General features: G+C 72.8%; 17 protein-coding genes. 10 read left to right on the top strand and 7 right to left on the bottom strand.

The window, feature by feature from the left end:
• Window positions 1-219: 219 nt before the first annotated feature.
• The 4 genes from ngcE to ACQEVZ_RS16360 all read left to right on the top strand — a co-directional run bounded on the left by ngcE (window position 220) and on the right by ACQEVZ_RS16360 (window position 6,809).
• Complete coding sequence (ngcE, locus tag ACQEVZ_RS16375) at window positions 220-1,593, top strand: N-acetylglucosamine/diacetylchitobiose ABC transporter substrate-binding protein (protein WP_433367213.1); 1,374 nt, start codon at window positions 220-222, stop codon at window positions 1,591-1,593.
• Window positions 1,593-3,206 carry a methyl-accepting chemotaxis protein gene (locus tag ACQEVZ_RS16370; protein WP_433367210.1) on the top strand — a complete coding sequence of 538 codons (1,614 nt, stop codon included), beginning with the start codon at window positions 1,593-1,595 and terminating at the stop codon, window positions 3,204-3,206. Before ngcE ends, ACQEVZ_RS16370 begins: the two co-directional genes overlap by 1 nt.
• A 475-nt stretch (window positions 3,207-3,681) precedes the next feature.
• Window positions 3,682-5,172: an FGGY-family carbohydrate kinase gene (locus ACQEVZ_RS16365; protein WP_433367207.1), complete on the top strand. Its 1,491-nt coding sequence runs from the start codon at window positions 3,682-3,684 to the stop codon at window positions 5,170-5,172.
• Window positions 5,169-6,809, top strand: a complete 1,641-nt coding sequence (locus ACQEVZ_RS16360; protein ID WP_433367204.1) for a fucose isomerase — start codon at window positions 5,169-5,171, stop codon at window positions 6,807-6,809. Before ACQEVZ_RS16365 ends, ACQEVZ_RS16360 begins: the two co-directional genes overlap by 4 nt.
• A gap of 3 nt (window positions 6,810-6,812) precedes the next feature.
• Here ACQEVZ_RS16360 and ACQEVZ_RS16355 read toward each other — a convergent pair whose 3' ends face one another.
• Window positions 6,813-7,808, bottom strand: a complete 996-nt coding sequence (locus tag ACQEVZ_RS16355) for a LacI family DNA-binding transcriptional regulator (RefSeq protein ID WP_433367201.1) — start codon at window positions 7,806-7,808, stop codon at window positions 6,813-6,815.
• Between the two features lie 184 nt (window positions 7,809-7,992).
• Between ACQEVZ_RS16355 and ACQEVZ_RS16350 the strand changes: the two genes are divergently transcribed.
• The 5 genes from ACQEVZ_RS16350 to ACQEVZ_RS16330 all read left to right on the top strand — a co-directional run bounded on the left by ACQEVZ_RS16350 (window position 7,993) and on the right by ACQEVZ_RS16330 (window position 17,249).
• Entirely contained in the window at window positions 7,993-11,208 is a 3,216-nt protein-coding gene (locus tag ACQEVZ_RS16350) for a DUF2961 domain-containing protein (RefSeq protein ID WP_433367198.1), read from the top strand.
• On the top strand, window positions 11,208-13,334 hold the full coding sequence (locus ACQEVZ_RS16345; protein WP_433367195.1) for a family 43 glycosylhydrolase: 2,127 nt from the start codon (window positions 11,208-11,210) through the stop codon (window positions 13,332-13,334). Before ACQEVZ_RS16350 ends, ACQEVZ_RS16345 begins: the two co-directional genes overlap by 1 nt.
• A gap of 117 nt (window positions 13,335-13,451) precedes the next feature.
• A complete protein-coding gene (locus ACQEVZ_RS16340; protein ID WP_433367192.1) occupies window positions 13,452-15,137 on the top strand; it encodes a sugar ABC transporter ATP-binding protein in 1,686 nt (561 codons plus the stop codon).
• Window positions 15,134-16,207 carry an ABC transporter permease gene (locus ACQEVZ_RS16335; RefSeq protein WP_433367189.1) on the top strand — a complete coding sequence of 358 codons (1,074 nt, stop codon included), beginning with the start codon at window positions 15,134-15,136 and terminating at the stop codon, window positions 16,205-16,207. The genes ACQEVZ_RS16340 and ACQEVZ_RS16335 overlap by 4 nt, the downstream gene beginning before the upstream one ends.
• 31 nt (window positions 16,208-16,238) lie before the next feature.
• A complete protein-coding gene (locus ACQEVZ_RS16330) occupies window positions 16,239-17,249 on the top strand; it encodes a substrate-binding domain-containing protein (protein WP_433367186.1) in 1,011 nt (336 codons plus the stop codon).
• A 52-nt stretch (window positions 17,250-17,301) separates the two neighbouring features.
• Here the strand turns inward: ACQEVZ_RS16330 and ACQEVZ_RS16325 are convergent, their stop codons facing one another.
• Both ACQEVZ_RS16325 and ACQEVZ_RS16320 read right to left on the bottom strand, forming a co-directional pair.
• Window positions 17,302-19,347, bottom strand: coding sequence for an N-acetylmuramoyl-L-alanine amidase (locus ACQEVZ_RS16325; protein WP_433367183.1), 2,046 nt, complete (start codon window positions 19,345-19,347; stop codon window positions 17,302-17,304).
• A 20-nt stretch (window positions 19,348-19,367) separates the two neighbouring features.
• On the bottom strand, window positions 19,368-20,819 hold the full coding sequence (locus ACQEVZ_RS16320; RefSeq protein ID WP_433367180.1) for an FG-GAP repeat domain-containing protein: 1,452 nt from the start codon (window positions 20,817-20,819) through the stop codon (window positions 19,368-19,370).
• Window positions 20,820-21,045: 226 nt separating this feature from the next.
• Here ACQEVZ_RS16320 and ACQEVZ_RS16315 point away from each other — a divergent pair, with 226 nt between their 5' ends.
• Entirely contained in the window at window positions 21,046-21,768 is a 723-nt protein-coding gene (locus ACQEVZ_RS16315) for an STAS domain-containing protein (RefSeq protein WP_433367177.1), read from the top strand.
• Window positions 21,769-21,784: 16 nt separating this feature from the next.
• On the opposite strand, the gene ACQEVZ_RS16310 is transcribed toward ACQEVZ_RS16315, so the two are convergent.
• From ACQEVZ_RS16310 to ACQEVZ_RS16295, 4 genes are all read right to left on the bottom strand, one after another.
• Window positions 21,785-23,686: a CheR family methyltransferase gene (locus tag ACQEVZ_RS16310; RefSeq protein ID WP_433367174.1), complete on the bottom strand. Its 1,902-nt coding sequence runs from the start codon at window positions 23,684-23,686 to the stop codon at window positions 21,785-21,787.
• Between the two features lie 82 nt (window positions 23,687-23,768).
• Window positions 23,769-24,617 carry a chemotaxis protein CheB gene (locus ACQEVZ_RS16305; RefSeq protein WP_433367171.1) on the bottom strand — a complete coding sequence of 283 codons (849 nt, stop codon included), beginning with the start codon at window positions 24,615-24,617 and terminating at the stop codon, window positions 23,769-23,771.
• A gap of 5 nt (window positions 24,618-24,622) precedes the next feature.
• On the bottom strand, window positions 24,623-25,753 hold the full coding sequence (locus tag ACQEVZ_RS16300) for a sigma-70 family RNA polymerase sigma factor (RefSeq protein ID WP_433367169.1): 1,131 nt from the start codon (window positions 25,751-25,753) through the stop codon (window positions 24,623-24,625).
• Between the two features lie 127 nt (window positions 25,754-25,880).
• A complete protein-coding gene (locus ACQEVZ_RS16295) occupies window positions 25,881-26,279 on the bottom strand; it encodes a hypothetical protein (protein ID WP_433367166.1) in 399 nt (132 codons plus the stop codon).
• Window positions 26,280-26,476: the final 197 nt, after the last annotated feature.

The following is a 26,476-nucleotide window of genomic DNA, read 5'->3' as shown; positions in this document are numbered from 1 at the left end:
GCCCAGTACACGCGGCAGGAGGCGTTCGCCCGGCCGCCGGCGAACAACGAACCTGCGGGTGGGCGCACCGGCTGCGCGGACAGGGGAATGTTCGCCGCGCACCGGCGAACACCACCGGGTTCGGTTGAACCGGCCGCCGGTTGGGCGGAGGCACCCTGCGGGAGGACCGCGCCGGTGCGAATGCTCAAGCGGCACGGTTCCCGGCCGAGTAGAACGTGCGTGAACCACTTGTCACGACGGGCGCTGCTGGCCGCGGCGACGCTGCCGGCCGCGGGGCTGCTCGCAGGATGCGGGGACGACGGCTCGCCCACGGCAGCGTTCGACCCGTTCGGGATCACGCCGGAGCGCGCGCTCGAGGTGGTGATCTTCAACGGCGGCTTCGGTGACGACTACGCCAAGGCGCACGAGGAGCTGTACCGCAAGCGCTTCCCCCGGGCGCAGATCAAGCACACGTCGACGAAGAAGATCGTCGGCGACCTGAAGGGCCGCTTCGACTCCGGCGACCCGCCCGACGTGATGAACAACGACGGCGCCGACCAGTTCACGACCGGCGAGCTGGTCAACGACGGTGCCCTGCTGGACCTGACGGAGCTGCTGGACAGCCCGAGCCTCGACGACCCCGGCGTGAAGGTGCGCGACACGCTGCTGCCCGGGACGGTGGAGTCGGGGACGTTCAACGGCAAGGTGTACGGGCTCAACTACATGTACACCGTCTTCGGTCTCTTCTACGACGCCACCCGCTGGCAGGCGGCCGGCTGGTCGCCGCCGCAGACGTGGGAGCAGTTCCTGGAGCTCGCCCCGAAGATCAAGGCGGCCGGGGTGGCGCCGTTCGCCCACGCCGGGAAGTACCCGTACTACATGGGCTGGACCATCGCCGACTGGATCCACAAGGCCGGCGGGGCCGCGGCGGCGGCCGCGATCGACAACCTCGAGCCGGGCGCCTGGCAGCACCCGGCCGTGCTCGCCTCGGTGGAGCTGGCGATCGAGCTCGTCGGGCGCGGCTTCGTGCTGGCCGGCAGCGACAAGCTGTCGCACACCGAGTCGCAGCAGGCGCTCATCGACGGCCGGGCGGCGATGCTGCCCTGCGGCACCTGGCTGGAGAACGAGATGAAGGCGACGCTGCCGGCGTCGGTGAAGCTGACGATCGTGCCGGTGTGGAGCGTCGGCACGGGCGACACGATGCCCTACGGGTCGGCCCGGGCGGGCGCCTCCGGCACGTTCGCGGTGCCGACGATGGCGAAGAACAAGGCCGGCGGGCTGGAGTACCTGCGCGTCATGCTGTCCAAGGCCGGCGCGGGCCGCTTCAGCGAGCTCACGAACTCTCTGGCCAGCCGGAAGGGCTCGGCCGACGGGGTCGTCGGCTCCAGCGGCCTCGCGTCGGCCAACGAGGTCGTCAAGGGTGCCGGGAACAACCTCATGACCTGGAAGTTCAACGACTGGTACGGGGCGCTGGACAAGGCCTGGCAGGCCACCATCGCCGACGTGATGTCCGGCGCGCTGAAACGCCCCGCGGACTTCGCGTCCCGGATGCAGGCCGCCGCCGACGGGGTCGCCCGGGACAGCTCCATCACGAAGTTCCGGCGGGACGCCTGATGGCGGCCCCGAGCGGGGGTCTGACCGGGGCGCTGCGCGACATCCGGTGGACGATCGGGCGGCGGCTGCTGGCCGGGTTCGCGGTGGCGCTGGTCCTGCTCATCGCCGTGGGCGCGGTGGCGTACCGCAACACGCTGCGGCTCACCGACGACCAGCGCCAGGTCGAGGCGGCGCACGCGCTCATGTCCGATTTGGACGAGCTGTGGAACGCGCTGCAGGCCTCCTCCAGCGGCACGCAGGCGTTCCTCGTCTCCGGCGCCGACGCCGACCTGAAGGCGCACCAGCAGGCGCAGGACGCCGCGACCGCGAAGTTCGCCGACTTCGCCCGGCGCATCGGCGCCGACCCCGCCGAGCGGGACCGCATCCGCGAGTTGCGCCCGCTGCTCGACGCGCGGTTCGCGCTCATGGACCGCGTCGTGCAGGCCCGCCAGTCCGGTGGTTTCGAGGCCGCCCGGAAGGTCGCCGACGGGGACCGGGCCCAGCGGCTCACGGCCGGCGTGCAGAGCGTCACCGGCGAGCTCCTCGCCGCGCAACGCCAGCGCATCGCCGCGCTGCAGGCCAGGTCGAACTCCGTCGTCGACTCGACCGAGCGCACCGTGCTGGGCGGGACGCTCATCGCCGCGGTGCTGCTGCTGATGGTCTCGCTGTGGCTGACCCGCGGCATCGTCCGCCCGATCAACGTGCTCTCCGAACGCATCGCCGAGATCGCCGAGGGCGACGGCGACCTGACCCGCCGCGTCGACGAGTCCCGCCGCGACGAGGTCGGCGACCTGGCGAAGCGCTTCAACCGGTTCGCCGACAACATCGCCCGGCTGGTCCGGGAGATCGCCGAGACCGCCGACACGGCCTCGGCGGCGGCGCACGAGCTGTCGGTGATCAGCGCCGGCATGACCATGAACGCCGAGCGCACCCACGCCGAGGCCCAGGCCGCGGCCGGGGCGGCGGAGGAGGTCTCGCAGAGCGTCCACACGGTCTCGGCCAGCGCGAACGAGATGGGCAACTCGATCAGCGAGATCGCCCGCAGCACCGCCGCCGCGAGCACCGCCGGCGCCGACGCCGTCGCCCGCGCCGACGAGGCCACAGCCACCGTCACCCGCCTCGGCGAGTCCTCGGCCGCGATCAACGAGGTCCTGGGCATGATCAGCGCGATCGCCAAGCAGACCAACCTGCTCGCGCTGAACGCCACCATCGAGTCCGCACGGGCCGGCGTGGCCGGCAAGGGCTTCGGCGTGGTCGCCGACGAGGTGCGCGCACTGGCCCAGCAGACCGCCGAGGCCACCGAGAACATCACGTCCCGCATCGCCGCCATCCAGCGCGACGTCGCCCGCGCCGTCGAGGCCATCACCGCGACCGGCGAGGTGATCGGCACCGTGAACGCCTACCAGGGCAGCATCGCCAGCGCCGTCGAGGAACAGTCGGCGAGCACCGCGAGCATCGGCACCCACATCGGCGGCGCCGCGGACAGCGCGATCAGCATCGCGGGCAGCGTCCGCAGCATCGCCGACATCGCCCAGGTGACGGCCGACGGCATCAGCCAGGTGACAGGCGCCGCGGGCGAACTCACCCAGGTCTCGACCCGCCTCACCCAACTGGTCGGCCGCTTCCGAACCTGACCCCCGCCCGCTCCGCGGCGGGGGAAGCGGAGATCGCCCCACACGACGAGCACCGCTGGGCCATCGAGCAAGCTCGTAGTGACCAACGTCTGTGCGGAGGATGGCACGTCAGACCGGCCGGGAACCGTCGCGGCGGGCTGGCCGGCTCGTCGTGGAGATCGACCTGGACAGCGTGCGGCTCGACGCGGCGACCTTCGCGAGCACCCGCACCGGGCCCACCGCGCGCCGCTTGACCAGGACGGACAGGGCGCCCGGATGCCGCGCGCAGGCGCGTGAGGCTGCCGCGCGCAAGCGCTGGCAGTGCGAGCGCAGCGAGCATTGGGGTGCGGGTGAGCATCCCCGCCGGGACCCGCCGCGCAAGCGGTGGGGCGGAAGGACAGCGGTCGGGTGAGCATCCCCGCCGGGACCCGCCGCGACAGCGGTGGGGCGGAAGCACAGCATTGACGGGGAAATCGATTTCTGACATCTTGTTGCCATGTCGGGCAGCGGGATGGTTATCGGCATCGATGTGGGGACGTCGAGTACCAAAGGGGTGCTCGTCGCCGGGGACGGTGCGATCATCGCGACCGCGGTGCGCGGGCACGACGTACAGACGCCGCGGCCCGGGCATGTGGAGATGGACGCGGAGCTGTGGTGGGGCGAGGCCGTCTCGATCGTCCGGGAGCTGCTGGCGGCGCATCCGGGTGAAGTGACGGCCGTCGGGGTGAGCGGGATGGGGCCGTGCGTCGTCCTGACAGGCGACGCCGGCCTCCCGTTGCGGCCCGGCATCCTGTACGGCGTCGACACCCGGGCGACCGCCCAGATCGCGCGGCTGACGGCGCAGCTCGGCGGGCCGGACGTGATCCGGGAGCGGACCGGGTCGGCGCTGTCGACGCAGAGCGTCGGGCCGAAGCTGGCCTGGGTCGCCGAGCACGAGCCGGAGGTGTGGCGGGCCGCCCGGCGGCTGTTCATGCCGGCCAGCTGGCTCGGGTGGCGGCTCACCGGGGCGTACTACCTGGACCAGCACTCGGCCAGCCAGTGCACGCCGATGTACGACGCCGCGGCGCAGGCCTGGCACGAGCCGTGGGCGGCGGACCTGGCGGGCGGCGTCGCGCTGCCGCCGCTGGTCTGGCCCGGCGACGTCATCGGCGGCGTCACCCCGGCGGCCGCCGCCGAGACCGGGCTGCGACATGGCACGCCGGTCGTGGCGGGGACGATCGACGCCTGGTCGGAGGCGGTCAGCGTCGGCGCGCAGCGGCTCGGCGACCTGATGCTGATGTACGGCACGACGATGTTCCTGGTGCACACCACCGACGTGCGGAACACGTCGCCCGTGCTGTGGGGGACCACGGGGGCGTTCCCCGGCACGCGCAACCTCGCCGCCGGCATGGCGACGTCCGGCGCGATCACGAGCTGGCTGCACGACCTGCTCGGCGCGCCCGGCTATCCGCGGCTCCTGGAAGAGGCGCGCGAGTCCGGGCCGGGCGCGAGAGGGCTGCTGATGCTGCCGTACTTCGCGGGAGAGCGCACGCCGATCGCCGACCCGCACGCGCGCGGGGTGATCGCCGGGCTGACGGTCGGGCACACCCGCGGCGACCTGTACCGGGCGGTGCTGGAGGCGACCGCGTTCGGCGTACGGCACAACATCGAGGCGATCGAGGCGGCCGGCGGCACCATCGAGCGGATCGTCGCGGTCGGCGGCGGCACGCAGGGCGGGCTGTGGGCGCAGATCGTCACCGACGTGACCGGCCGCGAGCAGCTGATCCCCGAGAAGACCATCGGCGCGAGCTACGGCGCCGCATTCCTGGCGAGCAACACGACCGATGTCGGGACCTGGAACCCCGTCGTCGAGCGGATCAGCCCGGACCCGGGCGCCGCCGCGGTCTACGACGAGCGCTACCAGCTGTACCTCGACCTGTACCCGGCCACCGCCGACATCAGCCACCGCCTGGCAGCCGGCACCGAGTCAACCGGAGGAACCCCATGACCAGTCCGTACCAGCTCCCGGTCCCGTTGGAGCGTCCGGCCGCCGAGCCGGTCACCGCGTACCTGGTGACGAGCGGCGACCTGCGGCCCAGCGCCAACCTGCGGTGCTGGCCGACGCAGCAGCGGCTGGAGGCCGACGTGACCGCGGCCCTGGCGCGGCTCGGCTGGCAGGCGCGACGGGCGCACGAGTTCGACGAGGTCAAGGGGCACGGCTTCATCGACAGCCAGCGCATGGGGATCGAGGTGTTCAAGCACGTCCCGGGCGACGCGCCGCTCATCGTGGTGGAGGCCGTCTGGCAGTACAGCCACCACGTGCTCGCGGGCCTGCGCACCCATCAGGGCCCGATCCTGGTGGTGGCGAACTGGTCCGGCGCGTTCCCCGGGCTGGTCGGCCTGCTCAACCTGACCGCCAGCCTCACCAAGGCCGGCGTGGCGCACTCGGCGCTGTGGAGCGAGGACTTCACCGACGACTGGGCCGTCGACGGGCTGCGCGAGTGGCTGGAGACCGGCACCGTGGTGCACGACCTGTCGCACGTCCGGGACCTGCCGGCGCTCGACCGGGAGGCACCGGAGGTCGTCCTGGGCACCGCGCTCGCCGAGCAGCTGCGCGACGAGAAGGCGATCATCGGCGTCTTCGACGAGGGCTGCATGGGCATGTACAACGCGATCTTCGACGACGAGCTGCTCAACCCGCTCGGCATCTACAAGGAGCGGCTGTCGCAGAGCGCGCTCGTCGCGGAGATGCTGAAGGTCACCGACGCGGAGGCGGCCGCGGTCACATCGTGGCTGGACGACCGCGGGTTCACGTTCCACTTCGGCACCGACGAGGCCACCGAGCTGACCGAGGCACAGGTGCTCAGCCAGTGCAGGATGTACGTCGCGGCGCTGCGGATCAGCGACGACTTCGGCCTCGACGCGGTCGGGATCCAGTACCAGCAGGGGCTGAAGGACGTGGTGCCGGCCAGCGACCTGGCCGAGGGCCTGCTCAACAACGTGGAGCGCCCGCCGGTGCGCAGCCGCGACGGCGCCAGGGAGCTGTACGCGGGCGCGCCCCTGCCGCACTTCAACGAGGTCGACGAGGGGGTCGCCGTCGACGCGCTGCTGACGAACCGGCTGTGGAACGCGATGGGCTTCGACCCGGCGACCACCCTGCACGACATCCGCTGGGGCGAGCAGTACGAGGGCGAGTTCGTCTGGGTCTTCGAGATCTCCGGCTCGGTGCCCGCCTCGCACAACGGCGGCTACGACAAGAGCTACAGCATGCGCCAGCCGCCGATGTTCTTCCCGCTCGGCGGCGGCACGCTCAGTGGCGTGTCGAAGCCGGGCGAGATCGTGTGGTCGCGGGTGTTCATCATGGACGGCGTGCTGCACGCCGACCTGGGCCGGGCGAGCGTGCGGGAGCTGCCGCCGGAGGAGACCCAGCGCCGGCTGGACGCCACCGACCGGCAGTGGCCGATCATGCACGCGGTGCTGCACGGGGTGGGCCGGGACCAGCTCATGGCCCGGCACAAGGCCAACCACGTGCAGGTCGCCTACGCCCCGGACGCCGCCGCGGCCGACCGGGCCCTGCTGGCGAAGGCGGCCATGCTGCACGGGCTCGGCGTCGTCGTGCACCTGTGCGGGGACGTGAAGCTCTAGGTCCTAAGGTCTGAGGCTGCTCTCGCGCACCTTCAGCGTCGTCTGGAGGGTGACGGTCGAGGCGGGCCGGTCCGGTTCGGTGATCCGCTCCGCGAGGAGCATCGCCGCGGTCCGGCCCAGCTCGTACGTCGGCTGCGAGACCGTCGACAGCGACGGCCGCACCAGGTGCGCCCACGGGATGTCGTCGAAGCCGATGACGCCCATGCCGGCGGGGACGGCGATGCCGCGGTCGACAACGCACTCGACCGCCCCGACGGTCATGAGGTTGTTGGCGGCGAACACCGCGTCCGGCGGGTCGCCGGCGTCCAGCAGCGACGCCATCGCGGCGTAGCCGCCCTCCTCGCGGTAGTCGGAGTAGCGCACCAGCGCCGCCGGGGTCGCGAAGCCCTGCTCGCGCAGCGCCTGCTGGTAGCCGCGCAGCCGCTGCGCGGCCGTGGACACCTTCCGCGGGCCGGTGATGCAGGCGATGCGGCGGTAGCCACGTTCGAGCAGGTGCGCGGTGGCCATGTGGGCGCCGTGCTCGTTGTCGACCAGGACGCTGTCGACGTTGGCCCCGCTGATCTGGCGGTCGATGGCGACGACCGGCGTGCCCGCCTCGATCAGCCGGTTCACGTTCGCGGCGTGCCCGGAGCTGGAGATGATCACCCCGGCCATCTGGTCCTGCAGGGCGGCGGTGACGTACTGCGCCTCCTTCGCCGGGTCCTCGTCGCTGTTGCACAGCACGACCGAGTAGCCGGCCCGCTGGGCGACGTCCTCGACGCCGCGGACCATCGCGGTGAAGAACGGGTTGCCGACGTCGGAGATGATCACCGTCCACAGCGTGGTGCGGCTGCGGCGCAGGTTGCGGGCCACCGAGTTGGGTCGGTAGTTGAGCTCGCGCACCGCGTCCTGCACGCGCACGACCATGTCGGGGTCGACGCTGGCCCGCCCGTTGAGCACGCGGGAGACGGTGGCGGGGGAGACCTGCGCCCGTTGTGCGACGTCGTAGATGGTCGCCATGACCTACATCCTTCCAGGCGGCTCCGGAGCGCAATGATGCCACGCCTCGCCGTTGACACCCCCGGAGAAGCGCGGCTACGGTGCTGGAAATCGATTTCTCCGGTGAAACCTTCCTACATATTGACGGACCTGGATGTTAGTCGTCTACTTGCGGGTAATCGATTTCCCCGAAGGGACGCCACCCATGCGAGTCTTGCGAAGAGCCGCCGTAGCGATCCTGCTCATCCCGCTGCTCACCGTCATCGGCGCCGCCCCGCCGGCGGTCGCGGCGGTCGCCGGCGACAAGGGCCCGGTCGGCTGGGAGACCTACCGCCGCCTCGACCGGCTGCCCACCCTGTCCGCCGGCACCAGGACGAAGCAGTTCTCCAGCTTCGGCCGCGACGGCTCCAACGACGACGGATTCGGCGGCACCTACTCCTGCCTGCGCATCGACGGCGGCTGCGTGCTCGCCGAGGACCGCGGCCCGGGGGAGATCCAGTCGATCTGGTTCACCCGCGACGAGGGCAACGTCAGCGCCACCGGCTGGATCCGCATCGAGCTCGACGGCGTCACCGTCGTCGACACCGGCCTGCAGAACCTCGTCAACGGCAACCTCGGCGCGCCGTTCAGCTGGCCGCTGGTCACCGACGCCGACCAGACCTCCGGCGGCGTCACGGTCAAGGTGCCGATGCCGTACCGCAGCAGCATGCGGGTCGTCACCCAGAACAACCCGCTCTTCTACCACGTCGGCTACCGCCAGTTCGCCGACGCCGACGGGGTGACCCGCTTCAACCCCGCCGACCCGGCCACCGACGTCGTCGACAACCTCCGCCAGGCCGGCCTGCGCGACCCCAAGCCGGCCCAGCCCGGCGCGGTCACCACCGCCGTGACCGTCACCGCCCTCGCCGGCGGCCAGGCCACCCTCGCCACGCTCTCCGGGCCGCGGGCGATCACCGCGCTGCGGCTGCGGATCCCCGACGCCGCCGCGACCGAGGCCAACCTCACCGCCCTGCGGGTCCGGATCACGTTCGACGGGCGCACCACGGTGGACGCGCCGGTCGCGGAGTTCTTCGGCGCCGGGCTCGGCGAGCGGACCGTGCGCTCGCTCATGTTCGCCATGGACGCCGCGCCCGGCGGCTGGTACAGCGCCTGGTGGCCGATGCCGTTCGGATCCGGCGCCACCGTCGCGATCGCGAACACCGGCGGTGCCTCGATCGGCGGCGTCCAGGCCGAGGTGACCTCGGCACCCACGGCCTGGGGCGGCGACCTCGGCCACTTCACCGCCCAGTCGCGGCGCGGCGAGACGGTCAGCGGCAAGGACTGGGTCATCGCCGACCAGGCCGGCCGGGGGCGCTTCGTCGGCGTCGCGCAGACCATGCGCGCGCACATCACCGGCGGCAACACCCGCAACTACCTCGAGGGCGACGAGCGGGTGTACGTCGACGGGTCGGCCACCCCGCAGCTGTACGGCACCGGCACCGAGGACTTCTACGAGTCGGGCTGGTACTTCAACCGCGGCGAGTACTCCGGCGTCTTCACCGGCAACACCGGGCACCGCTTCCGCACCGCGGGCTGCGCCGACGAGTGCGACGCCGCGTACCGGCTCATGATCGGCGACGCCGTGTCGTTCACGACCGGGCTGCGCTTCGGCATCGAGCACGGGCCGACCGCCAACGAACCGGCCGACTACGCCTCCACCGCGTTCCTGTACACCCAGCCGACCGCCGCCCTGCGCCTCACCGACACCGTCGTCACCGGCGACGCGGCCAGCCGCGGCGCGCACGCCTACGGCGACGGCGCCGCCACCCAGTACGGGCTGACGTCGGTCTTCGAGGGCGACAACGACGACGTGTCCACCACCGCCCAGGTGCGCGCCGGCTCGGCGGCGATCTCGTTCCGGGTCGCGACCGACCCCGGCAACTCGGGCGTCCGGCTGCGCCGCACCGGCGACCAGCAGCGCGCCTACCAGCAGGCAGCGGTCGCGGTCGACGGCGTCAGCGCGGGCGTGTGGCTGCAACCGCTCGGCAACGCCGCCCAGCGCTGGCTCACCGACGAGTTCACCCTGCCCGTCGCGCTCACCGCCGGCAAGTCCGCGGTCTCGGTCACCCTCACGCCCTCCGGCGGGGCGTGGACGGCGTCGAGGTACAGCGCGCTGAGCATGGTGGCGCCGTTCGCCGACACGACCGCCCCCGGCACGGTGACCGGCCTGACCACCGCCGGAGGGAGGACCCACGCGATCGGCCTCAGCTGGACGGAGGCGAGCGACAACGTCGGCGTGACCGCCTACCGCGTCTACGGCTCGACGAACGCGAGCGTCCCGGTCACCGCGGCGAACCTGCGCGGCACGGTGAGCGGCACGAGCTTCCGGCACGGCCCCCTGCCGGTCGGGCAGACGTGGTACTACCGGGTCGTCGCGGTCGACGCGGCCGGCAACGCGGGTCCCGCGTCGGGTGTCGTCTCCGGCACGACCCGCGGCCGCACGGTCAGCGACGTGAACGGCGACGGCCGCGACGACGCGGTCGCCTTCACCCGCGGCGCCGACGCGGACGTGTTCAGCGCGACGTCGTCCGGCACCGCCTTCGGGCCCGCCGTGAAGGGCAACGACTTCTTCGCACTCGACGGCGAGGTGCCCTTCACCGGCGACGTCGACGGCGACGGCCGCACCGACCTCATCACCTTCACCCGCGGCGGCCTCGCCGACGTGTACGTGGCGCTCGGCAACGGCTCCGGCGGCTTCGGCGCCGGCGTCAAGTGGCACGACTTCTTCGCCGTGGACGCCGAGGTGCCGCTCGTGGGCGACTTCGACGGCGACGGGCGCACCGACATCGTCACGTTCACCCGCGGCACGACCTCCGACGTGTACGTCGCGCTGTCCACCGGCTCCGGGTTCGGCCCCGGCGTGAAGTGGCACGACCACTTCGCCGTCGGCACCGAGACGCCCGTGGTCGGCGACTTCGACGGCGACGGCCGCGACGACATCGCCACCTTCACCGGCGGGTCCGGCGGCAGCGTCTACGTCGCCCTGTCCGACGGCGGCCGCTTCGTGCAGGACGGCTGGCTGTGGCGGTCCGGCTTCGGCGGCGACGCCGTCGCGAGCGGGGACTTCAACGGCGACGGGCGCGACGACGTGGCGGTCTTCACCCGCGGATCGACCGCGGACGTCCTCGTCGCACTGTCGTCCGGCGGCGGCTTCGGTACCCCCGGCAAGTGGCACGACAACTTCGCCGTCAACGCCGAACGCGCGGGTGTCGGCGACTTCAACGGCGACGGCAAGGCCGACATCGTCACGTTCACCGGCGATCCGGCGGCCGACGTGTACGTGTCGCTCTCCGACGGCGGGCGCTTCGTGCAGAACGCCTGGCGGTGGCACGACAACCTGGGCGGCGGCGCGTCCACGGTCGCGCGGCCGAGCGTGCCGTGATGCGCGCCGCCGCCCTCTGCGCCGCTGTGGTGACCGTGGGGGCCCTGCTGATTCCGGCAGGGCCCGCCCGGGCCGCCGACGCGCCCGTGAAGCTCGAGGCGGAGTCGCTGCTGCCGGCGGTGTCCGCCACCGCGCCGGTCGAGGCGCAGCCGGACTGCTGCGGCGTGACCTGGTCCGGCGGGCGGCAGCTGTGGTTCCGCGCCGCCCGGGCCGGCGACACGGTCACCGTCACCCTGCCCGCCGTCGCCCCCGGCCAGTACGACCTGGGCGGGGTCCTGACCCGCGCCGCCGACTACGGCACGCTGCGCTTCGCCGTCGACGGGGTCGCGGTCGGCCAGCTCTTCGACGGCTACGCGCCGTCCGTCCAGCGCACCGGCGCCGTGCCGCTCGGCTCGGTCGCGCTCACGGCCGGCACGCACCGGTTCACGGTCACCGTCACCGGCCGGGCCCCGGCCTCGTCGGGCTTCTTCGCCGGGCTCGACACGATCACGCTGCAGCGGGTCGGGGCGCTGCCGGCGGTGACCACGACGACCTACGAGACCGTCGCGGAGACCCCGTCGCGGGGCGCGCTCACCCGCGTCTACGACCCGGGCGTGGGGGAGTCCTCCGCCTGGTACTTCAACGACCACACGATCGTGCGGCACCAGGGCACCGGCGTGTGGCACGCGTTCGGCATCACGCACGCCGAGCCGGGCGCGCCGCTGCAGGAGACGATGTTCGGGCACGCGACCGCGCCGTCGCCGACCGGGCCGTGGACGAAACAGCCGCCGGCCCTCGTGGCGTCGCCGGCCGCCGGGGAGCAGTGGATCTGGGCGCCGCACGTCGTCCACGACAACGGCGTCTACTACATGTTCTACGCCGCCGGGAACCCCGACCACACGCGGTACCGGATGCACCTGGCGACGTCGACGGACCTGGTCACCTGGACGCGCAGCCCGGCGAACCCGCTGTTCACCGACGGGTGGGAGGCGCGGGACCCGATGGTGACCCGGGTCGGCGACCAGTGGGTCATGTACTACACGGCCACGACCGCGCCCGGCGGCGGCAACCACATCGTCGGCTACCGCACCAGCACCGACCTGCGCACGTGGAGCGCCCGCGGCACCGCGTTCACCTCGCCGTTCACGGGACAGGCGGCCGGGCAGACCGAGTCGCCGTTCGTGGTGCGGCGCGGCGAGTGGTGGTACCTGTTCGTCTGCTGCGACGGCGCCGACTACGGCGCCGCGTACCGGCGCACGGCGGTCTACCGCAGCCGCGACCCGCTGCGCTTCGACGGGGCGGAACGGGTGGCGGTCCTCGACGCGCACGCCGCCGAGGTGGTGGTCGACGGGTCCGCCTGGTACCTCAGCCACGCCGGCTGGGGCATGGGCGGGCTGTGGCTGGCGCCGCTGCAATGGACCTCGGGCGTGGTCGCGCGGGGACGGGTGGTCAGCACCGGCTTCCTGCGCGCCGACATCCGCACCTGGCCGTCGGCGCGGATCGCCTCCCTGGCGGTGGACCCGGGCGGCGACGGGGCGTACCGGCCGGCGCTGGACTCGTCGTTCCGGGGGACCGGGCCGTACCTGGCCGTCGGCGGCTTCGGGGTCACCGACGCGGCGGGGGCGCCGGCGCGAATCGACGTGTCCGCGGACGGGTCCCGGATCAACCTGGCCGGCATCCCGTTCGGCGACGAGCCGGTGACCGCCGACTGGCTGCTCACGGTCGCGCCGCGCTGGACCGGCCCGGCGCTGCAGAGCGACGTGGTCTGGTCGGTCCGCGGCCCCACGACCGCCGGGGTGTGGGAGGTCGCGTTCAACGTCGACGGCGCGCTGCCGATGGTCGGCGACCCGTCGGTGGAGGCCCGCCCGACCGGCGACGTCAGCGGGATGCCGCCCTGGTCGATGCTGTCCGCCGACGGGCTGTCGGTGGTGTCGTCGCACCGCTGGGCGTCGGCGTGGCGGGGCGACAACATCTGGTACGACGCCGGGCACGCCGGGGCCGCGTGGCAGCCGCTGTGGCGCTCCGGCGGGACCGCGTGGGCGCCGGGGCAGTACCCGGGCGGGACGTGGCGGTTCGCCGCCAGCGGGGTCCGCCGGGACGTCGCCTTCGCCGGCACCGTCCAGGCCCAGATCAACGCGACACCGTGATTCATATTGATCATTACGACACCGCTACGAGACCTTGACAGGGTAGTGACGGTCTTCTACGTTCCACGGTGAGAAATCGATTTCTCGCTGTTGAGACGTCTCGTTGGAGTGATGCCTATGAGCGCGACCCAGGCACTCGTCACGATGACCGGCATCACGAAGCAGTTCGGGGGCGTGGTCGCCTGCGCCGGGGTCGACTTCTCGGTCCGCGCCGGCGAGGTGCACGCGCTGCTCGGCGAGAACGGCGCCGGCAAGTCGACGCTCATGAACGTGCTGTCCGGTGTGGTCACCGACTACACCGGGCAGATCACGGTCGGCGGCGAACCGGTGCGCTTCCAGGGGCCGGCCGACGCGCAGGCGGCCGGCATCGCGACGATCCACCAGGAGCTCGACCTGGTGCCGGGGCTGTCGGTGGCGGAGAACCTGGTCCTCGGCCGGGAGCCGCGCAACCGGCTGCGGCTGCTGGACCGCCGGGCGATGCTGGGCAACGCCCGGGAGCAGCTGCGGCAGCTCGGCGCCGAGCTCGACCCGCGCCGGCCCGTCGGCGCGCTGCGCGTCGGCGAGCAGCAGCTGGTCGAGATCGCCAAGGCGCTGTCGCTCGACGCGCGGGTGCTCGTCATGGACGAGCCGACCGCGGCGCTCGCCGACGCCGAGGTGCGCCGGCTCTTCGCCACCATCGACGAGCTGCGCCGCCGCGGTGTCGGCATCGTCTACATCTCCCACCGCATGGAGGAGATCGGGCAGATCGCGGACCGGGCCACGGTGCTGCGCAACGGCGGCGTCGCCGGCACGGTCGACCCGCGCGCCGCCGGCCCGGGCGAGATCATCTCGCTGATGGTCGGCAGGTCCGTGGAGACGCTCTTCGGCTCGGCGGAGACGGAGGTCAAGGCGGAGGAGGGCGCGCCGCTGCTCGAGGTCGCCGGCCTGGCCGTGCGGCCGAGGACCCGGCGGCCCGGGCGGTGCGAGCCGGCCGGGGTCACGCTCACGGTGCGCGCGGGCGAGATCGTGGGCCTCGCCGGGCTCATGGGGGCGGGCCGCACCGAGCTGCTCGAGACGCTCTTCGGGGCCGGTCCGGCGGGGCGCCGGAGCGGCTCGGTCCGCCTCGACGGGGTGCCGTACGCGCCGGGCGGCCCGCGCCGGGCCCTGCGGCACGGCGTCGGGTTCGTGCCGGAGGACCGGCGCGGCTCGGCGCTCGTGCTCGGCCACTCGACCGGGCGCAGCATCGCGCTCACCGCCCTGGACCGGCTGAGCACCGCCGGGATCGTCCGGCGCCGGCGGGAGCGCGCGGCGGTGCTCGGCAAGATCGCCGAGCTGGCCATCAAGACCCCGTCGCCGGCCGTGCCCGTCGGGGCGCTGTCCGGCGGCAACCAGCAGAAGGTCGTGTTCGCCCGGCAGCTGCTCGCGCGGCCGCGCCTGCTGCTGCTCGACGAGCCGACCCGCGGCGTCGACATCGGCGCCAAGGCGGAGATCTACCGGCTGCTGCACCGGCTCGCCGACGACGGGATGGGCATCCTGCTCGCCTCGTCCGAGCTGCCGGAGCTGCTCGGCGTCTGCGACCGGATCGTGGTCCTGCGCGCCGGGCGGACGGTGGCCGACCTGCCGGCGGCGCGCACCGACGCGGCGACCGTCCTCGCCGCGGCCATGGGCACGACCCGCGCCGCCGCCGTCAGCGCGACGGACGCCCCCGCGCCCGGAGCAGACATCGAGGTGGCCGGCACCGCCGGTACACCTGCCGCCGCCGCGACCGGAGAAGGCGTGGCCACACACGAGAAGCCGGATCACTCTTCGAGGGAGTCAGCGTGATCGACGAGCAGACGCCGGCCGCCGGCACCACCGGGCTCAAGGCATCCCTCAGCACCTCGGTGGCGCGCTGGCTGCGCCGCCCCCGCAGCCGCCGCGAGCTCATCGACCGGCTCTTCGCGGTGCAGAGCCTGTTCGCGCTCGTGGTGGTGTTCGTCGCCGCGGTCATCGCGTCGCCGACCCGCGGCGGCGAGAACCTCTTCCTGTCCACCGGCAACCTCGGCAACATCGTCCGGGCGGTGTCGGAGATCGGCATCATCGCGATCGGCATGACGTTCGTGGTGCTGCTCGGCGGCATCGACCTGTCCGTCGGCGCGATCCTCGGGCTGTCGGCCGTCGGCACCGCCACGCTGATGGTCGACTCCGGCTACGGGATCCTGCCGGCGGTCCTGGCGGTCCTCGCCATCGGCGCGGTCTTCGGCGCCCTGCAGGGCTACGCGACGGCGCGGCTGGGCATCCAGTCGTTCATCGTCACGCTCGCCGGGCTCCAGGTCGCCCGCGGCCTGGCCCGCATCTGGTCCGGCGGGCTCGGCATCCCGATCGCGTACGGCGACGGCCCCAAGGAGGCGCCGCCCGCGTTCGAGATCCTCAACGGCTCGATCAACGGCGTGGTGCCGGTGCCGGCCGTGCTCTTCATCGCCATCGGCGTCGCCGCCGTCGTCGTGCTGCGCACCACCGCGTTCTCGCGGCACGTCTACGCGATCGGCGGCAACGAGAAGGCGGCCCGGCTCTCGGGCGTCCCGGTCACCCGGGTCAAGGTCGCCGTGTTCGCCATCGCCGGGCTCCTCGCGGCGGTGGCCGGGATCGTCCACGCGGGCCAGCTCAACCAGGGCAGCCCCAACGACGGTGCCGGGTACGAGCTGGACGCCATCGCCGCGGTGGTGATCGGCGGCACCAGCCTGTCCGGGGGCTCCGGCTCGATGGGCGGCACCCTGGCCGGCGCGCTCCTGCTCGGCATCCTCAACAACATCCTCGCGCTCAACAACATCGACGCCAACGTCCAGCTGCTCATCAAGGGCCTGGTCATCGTGGCCGCCGCCGGCCTGCAGAAGCTGCACCGCAGCGTCGTCTGACACCCCAACCCCCATCCACCAGGAGCGATCAATGCGTACCCGTACCAGCACGCTCGCCCTGCTCGCCGCCGGCGCACTGCTCGCCACCTCCGCGTGCAGCGTGGAGACCCAGTCGGAGCAGAACAAGGCCGCCGGGGCGTCGGGAGCCGCCGCCTGCGGCACCGGCAAGGAGTTCCTCATCGGCATGTCGCAGGCGAACAACGCCGAGCCGTACCGGCAGGTCATGAACAACGACGTCCAGACCGCGGCGAAGGCGGTCCCCGGCTTCAAGGTGGTCGTCTCCGACGCCGCGCAGGACAACAGCAAGCAGGTCGCCGACGTCGAGAGCTTCCTGACCCAGAAGATCAACCTGCTGATCATCTCGCCGAACGAGGCGAAGCCGCTCACCGCGGTCGTGAAGAAGGCGTACGACCAGGGGATCCCGGTCATCGTGCTGGACCGCAAGGTCGAGGGCGACGCCTACACCGCGTTCATCGGGGGAGACAACGTTGCCATCGGCAAGGCCGCCGGCGAGTACTACGCCAAGACCCTGCTGCCCGACGGCGGCAAGGTGATCGAGATCGCCGGCCTGCCGGGCTCGACCCCGGCGAAGGAGCGGGCGGACGGCTTCCGCGCCGGCATCGCCGGCAACCCGAAGATCGAGATCGTGGCGTCGCAGCCCGGCGACTGGCTGCGGGAGAAGGGCCAGTCGGTGGCGGACGCGCTGCTCAAGGCGCACCCGGACGTCGCGGCCGTCTACGCGCACAACGACCCGATGGCCGAGGGCGCCTACCTCGCCGCCAAGGCCGCGGGCCTCGAGACGAAGATCAAGTTCACCGGCATCGACGCGCTGCCCGTGCCGTCGGGCGGCATCAAGGCCGTCGAGCAGGGCCGGCTCAGCGCGACGTTCCAGTACGCCACCGGCGGCCGCGAGGCGGTCGACCTGGCCAGGAAGATCCTGGTCGACTGCTCCAAGGACGTCCCGCGCAGCACGACCCTCGGCACGCAGCAGATCACCAAGGACAACGCCGCCGAGGTGTACACCAAGCTCGGCGGCTCCTGACGGGTCATGGAGAGGCGCCCCACCCGGCCGGGTGGGGCGCCTCTTTCGTGCGCTACAGCGTGGTCTCGCCGTTGAGACCGAAGAAGTCGTGCCACTTGGCGCCGCCGAGGAACGCCGTGCCGGTCGAGATGCCCACGTACACGTCGTTCGTGGCGCCCTTGGTGAAGACGATGATGTCGTCCTTCCCGTCGCCGTTGACGTCGCCGAGGTACGGGAACTCGCCGGCGATGCAGAAGAAGTCGTTCCACTTCACCGTGGTGCCGGCGAAGCTCGTACCCGTGGAGGTCGCCGCGTAGACGTCGGCGTCGGCGTTGCAGGTGAAGGTGACGATGTCGGCCTTGCCGTCGCCGTTGATGTCGCCGACCCGCGGCTGCTCCGCGCCGACGGCGAAGAGGTCGTGCCACTTCTGCGGCGCGCCGAACGACGTGCCGTTGGACAGCGCCACGATCACGTCCGAGGCGCTCGCCGGGCCCTGCGTGAAGGTGATGATGTCGGCCTTGCCGTCGCCGTCGACGTCACCGACCGCCGGGTACTCGCCCGCGATGGAGAAGAACTCGTGCCACTTCACGCCCGGGCCGAAGCCGGTGCCGGTGGACAGCGCCACGTAGACGTCGGCGGCGGTGTCGTGCGTGAAGGTGATGATGTCGTCCTTGCCGTCGCCGTTGACGTCGCCGACCGCGGGCACCTCCGCGCCGGGCGCGAACCAGTCGTGCCACTTCACCCCGGGGCCGAACGACGTGCCGGTGGACAGCCCCACGTACACGTCGCCGAGGGTGCCGCCGGTGAACACGACGATGTCGTCCAGCCCGTCGCCGTTGAAGTCGCCGGTCAGCGGGGTCTCGCCGGTGAGGCCGAAGTAGTCGTTCCACTTCACCGACGTGCCGGCGAAGCCCGTGCCGGTCGACGTCGACACGTACACGTCGTTGAGCGTGCCCTGGGTGAAGGTGACGATGTCGTCCAGCTCGTCGCCGTTGAAGTCCGTCGGCGAGCCGGCGAAGTACCTGCCGCCCGAGCCGCCACCGCCCTGGTTGACCAGGGAGATGTAGTAGTTCCAGTTCCAGTTGGGGCCCGGGTCGGTGTGGTCGTTGCCGGGGATCTCGTTGTGCCCCTTGATCCCGGTGCGGTTCTTCGGGATGCCGTACTTGTCGCAGAGGTAGCGGGTGAGCGCCGCCGACGAGCGGTACATCGCGTCGGTGAACCACGCCGGGTTGTCCACGTAGCCCTCGTGCTCGATGCCGACGCCGTACGCGTTGGCGGAGCGGGCGTGGTAGGCAGTGTCGCCCTCGCGCACCATCTGGGTGATCTCGCCGTTGCTGGACTTGACGACGTAGTGCGCGCTCACGCCGGCGGCCGGGTTCTGGAACCAGTTGACCGTGCCGGCGTAGGAGCCCTGGGTCACGTGGATGACGACCGTGGTGATCCGGCTGGAGCGGCCCGCGCCGTAGTTGGCGGCGTTGGCCGGGACCCACCGCGCCGGGCCGTACTCGGGCAGGGCGGCCAGGGACGCCTTCGGCGCCCCGGCGGGCTGGACGGCGGCGAACCTGCCCAGCTCCGGCTGGACCTTCCGGGCGGCGAGCACGCCCGTGACGCCGTCGCGCAGCAGGTCGTAGACGTGGTCGGCGGACAGGCGGGCGGTCGCGTCGTCGACGGCGGAGGAGTAGGCCGCGACCGCCGGGTACCAGGCGGCGATCCGGCCCCGGTCCCCGGCCTTCAGGCCCTGCGCGTCGGCGAGGTCGCGCAGGACCGCCGCGCCGCCGCGGATGTTCGCCGGGGTGTCCTGCCGCAGCCGGGCGACGGGCTCGCCGGTGAGCCGCGCGGCGCGCTCCAGGCTGTGGTTGCCGGGGTTGCTCGCCAGGTGCATCACGCCGTACCCGTTGTCCTGGCTGGGCCTGCCGCCGTGCCCGTCGAGGCGGGTCTCGCCGTAGCCGACGGCGACGAGCAGGTCGCGCGGGACGCCGGACTCGCCGGCGGCCCGGTCGAACGCGGCGTCGAGAGGGCTTCGCGCGGGTGCGGCCGCGGCCGCCGTGGTGGTCGTCGTCGCGGCCAGCGCGGCCGCGAGGAGGGCGGTCGCGCCGCGGCGCAACCAGGTCGATGCCATGGGGGTCTCCCGTCGGGGGCTCACAGGGTCGCCTCGCCGTTGAGGCCGAAGAAGTCGTGCCACTTCGCGCCGCCGAGGAAGGCGGTGCCGGTCGAGATGCCGACGTACACGTCGTTGGTGGCGCCCTTGGTGAACACGACGATGTCGTCCTTCCCGTCGCCGTTGGCGTCCGCGAGGTACGGGAACTCACCGGCGAGGCAGAAGAAGTCGTTCCACTTCACGGTCGTGCCGGCGAAACCCGTCCCGGTGGAGACCGCGGCGTAGACGTCCGCGTCGGCGTCGCAGGTGAAGGTGACGATGTCGGCCCTGCCGTCGCCGTTGATGTCGCCGACCCGGGGCAGCTCGGCGCCGACCGCGAACAGGTCGTGCCACTTCTGTGCGGCCCCGAACGACGTGCCGGTGGACAGGGCCACGATGACGTCGGCGGCGCTCGCCGGGCCCTGGGTGAAGGTGATGATGTCGGCCTTGCCGTCGCCGTCGACGTCGCCGACGGCCGGGTACTCGCCGAACGGGGCGAAGAACTCGTGCCACTTCACGCCCGGGCCGAAGCCGGTGCCGGTGGACAGCGCCACGTAGACGTCGCCGGCCGGGTTGTGCGTGAACGTGATGATGTCGGCCTTCCCGTCGCCGTTGACGTCGCCGACCGCGCCGATCTCCGCACCGGGCGCGAACCAGTCGTGCCACTTCTGTGCGGCCCCGAACGACGTGCCGGTGGACAGCGCCACGTACACGTCGCCGGTGTTGCTGTGCGCGAACGTGACGATGTCGTCCTTCCCGTCGCCGTTCACGTCGCCGGTCGAGGCGGTCTCGCCGCCGATGGAGAAGAAGTCGTGCCACTTCACCGACGTGCCCGCGAACGCGCTGCCGGTGGAGGGCGCCACGTACACGTCGGCGCTCGCGTTCTGGGTGAACGTCAGGATGTCGTCGCGGCCGTCGCCGTTGACGTCGGTCCTCGAACCGGCGGCGATGGACGCGGTGCGGGCCGCCTCGGCGAGCAGCGTGCGCGCCTTGGCGGCGACCTGGTCGTAGCGGTCGGGGAAGCCGGAGCGCTGCACGCACTGGGCGACCTGCCCGGCGCTGTAGCCGGGGTTGTTGCGGTCGCAGGTGATGGCGCGCGTGACGTACTGCGTCGAGGCGTGGACCGGGTCCATGATCTGCTCGGCGGTGCCCCAGCCGTAGTCCCAGCGCTGCTGGAAGACGCCGAGCGAGGTCTTGTCGCCGCACGGCAGGTTGTTCATGTGCGACTCGACCCAGCCGGCCTCGAACGCCGACAGCATCACCTTGTCGTCGGCGTTGAGGCCGCGGGCGACGCGGTACACGATCGTGGTGACCGCCGGGTCGTGACCGGACGGGATGGACGGGCAGGCGAGGATGCGGTCCTGCGCGGCCGACGCCGCCGGTGGGGTGGCGGCGACCGCCGCGGTGATGGTGAGGCAGAGCGCGGCCAGCAACGCCGCAGGGGTGCGTCTCACGGTGCTCCTTCGGGTTCTTGGGCAGCTCAAGATGGGTGTCCCGGGATCCGGGGCACCTGTCGCGATGAGGTGAGAAATCGATTGCTGATGAGTGTCTTCAGTCAGCATCATCGATGTCAATGGCCTGGTGAAGGAAATCTTCGGCCGTCACTGTGCGGTGGGCAGAGATTGACGCCACGGGCCGGCTCCGCGCGCGGCGGGGCCGGTCCGGGGCTACAGTCGACCCGTGCCGGCCGACCTCCTCGTCTGCGACCTGGAGCACGGGCCGCCGCTGGCCTACGTGACCGCGCGGGGCACGCTCGACCCGCTCACCGCCGCGGTGCTCCGGCAGTCCGTGCTCAAGGCGCTGACCGGGGAGCCGGCCGCGGTGCTCGTCGACCTCGCCGGGGTGACGGTCGCCGACCCGGTCGCGCTGACGGTGTTCCTCTCGCTGTCGCGGGCGGCGGCCGCCTGGCCCGGCGCGCAGATCGTCATCCACTCGGCCGCGCCCGCCGTCGCCCGTGACCTCGACAGCTTCGCGGTCGCCCGGCACACGGCGGTCGCCGTGGGCCTGGCGGAGGCGGAGGCCCTCGCCGCCCGGCAGGAGGGGGCCGTGCAGGTCGGGTGGGACGTCCACGGCCTGGCCGGGGGCCTGGCCCAGTCCCGCGACGTGGTGCGGGCCTTCTGCCGGCGGCACGGCCGCGAGGCGCTCACCGGCCCCGCCGAGCTGGTGATCACCGAGCTGGTCGTCAACGCGTTCCGGCACGGGGCCGCGCCCGTCACCGCCTGGGTGTCGATCCGCGGGCGGTACCTGCACCTGGCGGTCCGCGACCGGGCGCCCTCGCTGCCCCGCCTGTCCGCCCCGGCCGGCAGCGTCGGCGGCCTCATGATCGTCGAGGCGCTGACGGTGACCTGGGGCGCCACCCGCACCGCGGACGGCAAGACCGTCTGGTGCACCCTGCGCCCCTGAGGGGCGGGACCGGGGTCTAGTGCCCGGTCTGGTGCTCGTCGACGGTGGCGGCCGGGTCCGGCTGGGCGGGGTCTTCGGTGGGGGTCACCGGGTCCATGACGAGGATGGCGCCGGCGGCGGTGTCGTTGCCGTCGACCAGGAGGTTCGCGGCGATGCGCAGTGAGGTCGGGCGGCCGCGGCGGTTGATGGCGCTCAGCGTCAGGTGGTCCTGGGCCGGGCCGGGGCCGAGGACCGAGCGGATCAGCGGCCGGAGCCGGTCGGTGGGCAGGCCGATGTCGAGGTTGAGGAAGTGCTGGCCGACGGCCTCCTCGGCGCGGATGCCCCACAGGTCGTCCATGCGCCGGTTCCAGACCATGACGCGCAGCTCCGGGTCGAGCACGACGACCCCGGAGCGCAGGCTGCTGAGGATCGCCTGGAGGAAGACGTTCGACTCGTGCACCTCGCCGGTGCGGTCCTGCAGCTCCTCGTTGATGGCCTGCAGCTCGTCGTTCGTGGACTGCAGCTCCTCGTTCATCGTCTCCAGCTCCTCGTTCGTGGACTGGAGCTCCTCGTTGGTGGTCTCCAGCTCCTCGACCGTGGACTGCAGCTCCTCGTTGGTGGTCTCCAGCTCCTCGTTGGTGGACTGCAGCTCCTCGTACGCCGCCTCCAGCTGCTGATTCGAGTGCTCCAGCTCCTGCTGCAGGCGCCGCGCGGTGGTGATGTCCTGGAAGACGATCGCCGCGCCGAGCAGCTCGCCGGAGCCGTCGGTGAGCGGGTGGATCTGCACGTCGAGGTGGAACTTCTCACCCTGGCCGGTGGTGTACTGCACGTCGGCGACCCGGACGACCCGGCGGTCGGTCTTGGCCTTCTCGATGTGCCCGCGCAGCTCCACCGGCCGGTAGGAGAGGTCCAGGTCGCGGAACGGCCGGCCGCAGTCCGAGGACGACAGCCCGAACAGCGTCTCCGCCTGATGGTTGACGAGCGCGACCACCCCCGTGTCGGTGATCACGATCTGCGCGACCGGGCCGGCCGTGAACGCCTCGTGCCGCAGCCGGTCCAGGCCGGTGAGCCGCGAGGCGTCGAGCGCCGGCACCGGGACGGCCAGGACCGGGTCGCCGAGGAACGCCGGGCGGGCGGCCCGGCGGAACACCCGCCGCTTCAGGTCGACCGGCGCGAACAGGGTGGTGTGGCTCAGCAGCATCTCCGCCTTGCCGAGGAACAGCAGCCCGGCAGGCGCCAGCGCGAAGTGGAACCTGGTGAGGATCCGTGCCTGCGTCTCGGCGTTGAAGTACATCAGGGTGTTGCGGCAGACGAGCAGGTCGATGCGGGAGATCGGCGCGTCCTGGACCAGGTCGTTGCGGCCGAAGATGACCGACCGGCGGAGGTCCTTGCGGAAGCTGTACCGGTTGCCGGTGACGTCGAAGTAGCGCTCCAGCATCCCGTCGGGCAGGGCCTGCACGTCACGCTCGTTGTAGACGGCCTGCCGGGCCTGGGCGAGGCCCTCCTCGTCGACGTCCGTCGCGTAGATCTTGACCCGGCGCCGGAACTCGTCGGGGCCGAGCACCTCGCACAGCAGCATCGCCAGGGTGTACGCCTCCTCGCCGGACGCGCACCCGGCGCTCCAGATCCGCAGCGGCGCGTCCGGCTTCGACTCGGCCAGCATCCGCGGGATCAGCTCGGTGCGCAGGTAGTCCCACGGCTCCGAGTCGCGGAAGAAGCTCGTGACGTTGATGAGGATCGTGTTGAACAGCGTCGTGAACTCGTCCGGGTGCACCTGGAGCTGGTCGAGGTACTCGCTGTAGCCGTGCATGCCGAGCTGCGTGATCCGCCGGTCGACCCGGCGCATCAGGCTGGAACGCTTGTACCCCGTGAAGTCGAAGCCCCGTGCCTCCTTGAGGTACGTGAGCAGCGCCTCGAAGGCATAGTCCGGCCCGGTCATCGTCACCCTTCCGTAGAGCCGCCACCGACGAACCGTACCGCCAGGGGCCGGCGTCGACACGGTCGCCACAGGGCGCGTCGCGTTACTGCCCGGCGGCGCCGATCCGGATGATCAGCTCGCGGATCACCGCGCCGGCGCGGGACGCCTCGGCGCCGGCCCTCCGGTAGCGCTCGGCGGTCGTGGCGCTGCCGCGGTCCAGCGCCGTCGCCGACATGCGCTCGCTCAGCTCGGCCTTCTCCTCGAGACTGCGCACCGCCACCCGGAGCGCGTCCGTCACCCCCGCCGGCAGGTCCGGCAGGCCGGGCACCGATCGCGGCGGCTCGGTGGGCGGCGGGTCCGGACGCGTGACGCCGTCGTCGTCGACAGCCGCGGCGAAGGCCGCCAGCGCGGGGGCGAGGCGGGCCACCGGCAGGACGTGGCAGCCGGAGACGCGCTCGGCCGCATTGCGGGGCATCCGCGGGAACAGCGCCTCCTGCGGTGCCTGCGCGAAGGCCGCACCGCCACGGGCCACGACCGCCCGCAGCCCGCCGGTGCCGTCGTCGCCGCTGCCCGACAGCACCACCCCGGCGACCAGCGGCCCCCAGTGCCGCGCCGCCGACCGGAACAGCGGGTCGATCGCCGGCCGGTGCCCGTGCTCCTGCGGATCCGGCGACAGCCGGACGTGGTCGCCGTCGAGCAGCAGGTGCCGGTCGGCGGGTGCCACGTACACGTGACCGGCCAGCAGCTGCGCGCCGTCGGGCGGATGGCTGGCGGGCAGGGCGCCGGCCCGCGACAGGATCCGTGGCAGGGCGCTGACCATGGTCGGCGGGATGTGCAGGGTCACGCAGACCGCGGCCGGCAGGCCGGCGGGCAGGCCGGCGATCAGCGTCCGCAGCGCCTCGACGCCGCCCGCGGACGCGCCGACCACGACGACGGCCCTCGGGGCGGCCACCGTGCTCACTCCGTCAGCCGTCGGCGCAGCAGGTCGAGCGTCTGCTGCAGCAGCCGCGAGACCTGCATCTGCGACAGGCCGAGCTCGCGGGCGATCTCCGCCTGGGTGAGGTTGCCGTAGAAGCGCAGGCCGATGATCCGCCGGGCGCGCTCCGGCAGCTCGGCCATGACGACCGCGATCGAGCTGCGGTACTCCACCAGGTCGAACGCCGGGTCGTCGCCGCCGAGGGCGTCGATCAGCGTCGCGTTGTCGAAGTCGGACCCGGGGCCCGGCGCGTTCAGCGACAGCGGCCGGTCCGCGAACGTCGCGCCGAGCATCTCCACGACCTCCTCGTCGCCGACGCCCAGGTCCGCGGCGACGTCGGCGGCGGTCGGCGAGCGGCCGAGCCGCTGGGTGAGGTCGTCGCGGGCGAGTCCCGCGGCGAGGCGCAGCTCCTGCAGCCGGCGCGGCATCCTGATGCCCGGGGTCTGGTCGCGGAAGAACCGCTTGAGATCGCCGACGATGGTCGGCGTCGCGTACGCACCGAACTCCACCCCGCGGGACGAGTCGAAGCCGTCGACGGCCTTGACCAGCGCGAGCGACGCGATCTGCGTGAGCTCGTCGAGGTGCTCCCCGGCACCGGCGTAGCGCCGCGCCAGCCGGTGCGCGGCGGGCAGGCACAGCTCGATGATCGACCCGCGGGCCCGGCCGTGGTCGGGCCCGCCGGCCGGCATCGCGTGCAGCCGGTCGAGCAGGCCGGTCACCTCGATGGGCCACTGGTCGGGACCGGGGCGCAGGCTGCCGAGGTCGACGACGCGCCGGTCGGCCCGCTCGGACCGGCAGACCCGGTCGTGCGCCCCGAACTGCTTCGCGACCCCGGTGATCTCCAGCGCGGTCAGCGCGGCGCCGGTCGCGCCCACCAGCCGCAGCTCGCCGCCGAGCTGCCCGGCGCGCTCGCGCAGCCACAGCAGGTTCCTGATCGACGCGGCGTCGATGACCCGCAGCTGGGAGGCGTCGAGGACGATCCGGCACCGTCCGGCGTCGAACAGCTCGAACAGCACCTGCCGCACGTACGGCACGGTCGCGTAGTCGACCGAGCCGGCGACCTCCACGAGGTCCTCGTCGCGCTGGGATGACACCGTGATCGTCAGGTCCATCTGACTCCCTGTGGCGGCACGCGGGGCGGTCGCGCCGCGCGCTCCCTCAAGTCTCCCTCTCGCCGGGGCGCTTGAAGAGGTGATACCCGCGGATGGCCGCCGAATCGCAGCAATCACCCCGAGTCGATCACGCCTGGGTCGATGACCGCCGGTCCTGCCCGGGCGGTGGCGAGGTGTTCTCGCCGGCGGGTGGGACGCGGGTGGCCGCCCCCGCAGGGAAGGAGCCGGGCGCGCGGGCGAGGCGGGGGGCCACCTGCTCGAAGAGCTCCAGCAGCCGGGCCCGGGCCGCCGCGACCTCCCGCTGCCGCTCCCGCAGCATCGCGGAGGCCAGCCGCGCCTGCCCGGCGGCCGCCCGGCTCGCCTCCGCGGCGACCCTCGCACTCGCCCGGGCCGCCGACCCGCTCAGCCGCAGCGGCTTCGTCTGTGGCTCCGTCTGCGGCTGGGTCCGCGGCTGGGTCCGCGGCTGGGTCCGCGGCGCCACCGCAGGAGGGATGTCTGGTCGGTCGACGGATCGATACGCGGACATGAAGCGCATTCCTCGGAGCTCACGGCCGACCCACTCGGCCCGTGCACGGAGTGGGCGCTGTCGCGCCCGCGGCTCATGTCCGAACCGGCCCTCATCGTACCGCCGCGCGACGATGCGGGCCCGCCTCGGCGCGTCCCGGCATCGACGGGCTCATCGTCGTCGATTCACTAGGTTAATCGTAAGGATTGTTGACAGTT

Origin of the sequence: Dactylosporangium sp. CA-152071 (genome assembly GCF_050936335.1) — a bacterium.
GTDB classification, from domain to species: domain Bacteria; phylum Actinomycetota; class Actinomycetes; order Mycobacteriales; family Micromonosporaceae; genus Dactylosporangium; species Dactylosporangium maewongense.
Note: the sequence above shows the minus strand (reverse complement) of the source record. Positions and strands in the feature narration are given on the sequence as shown.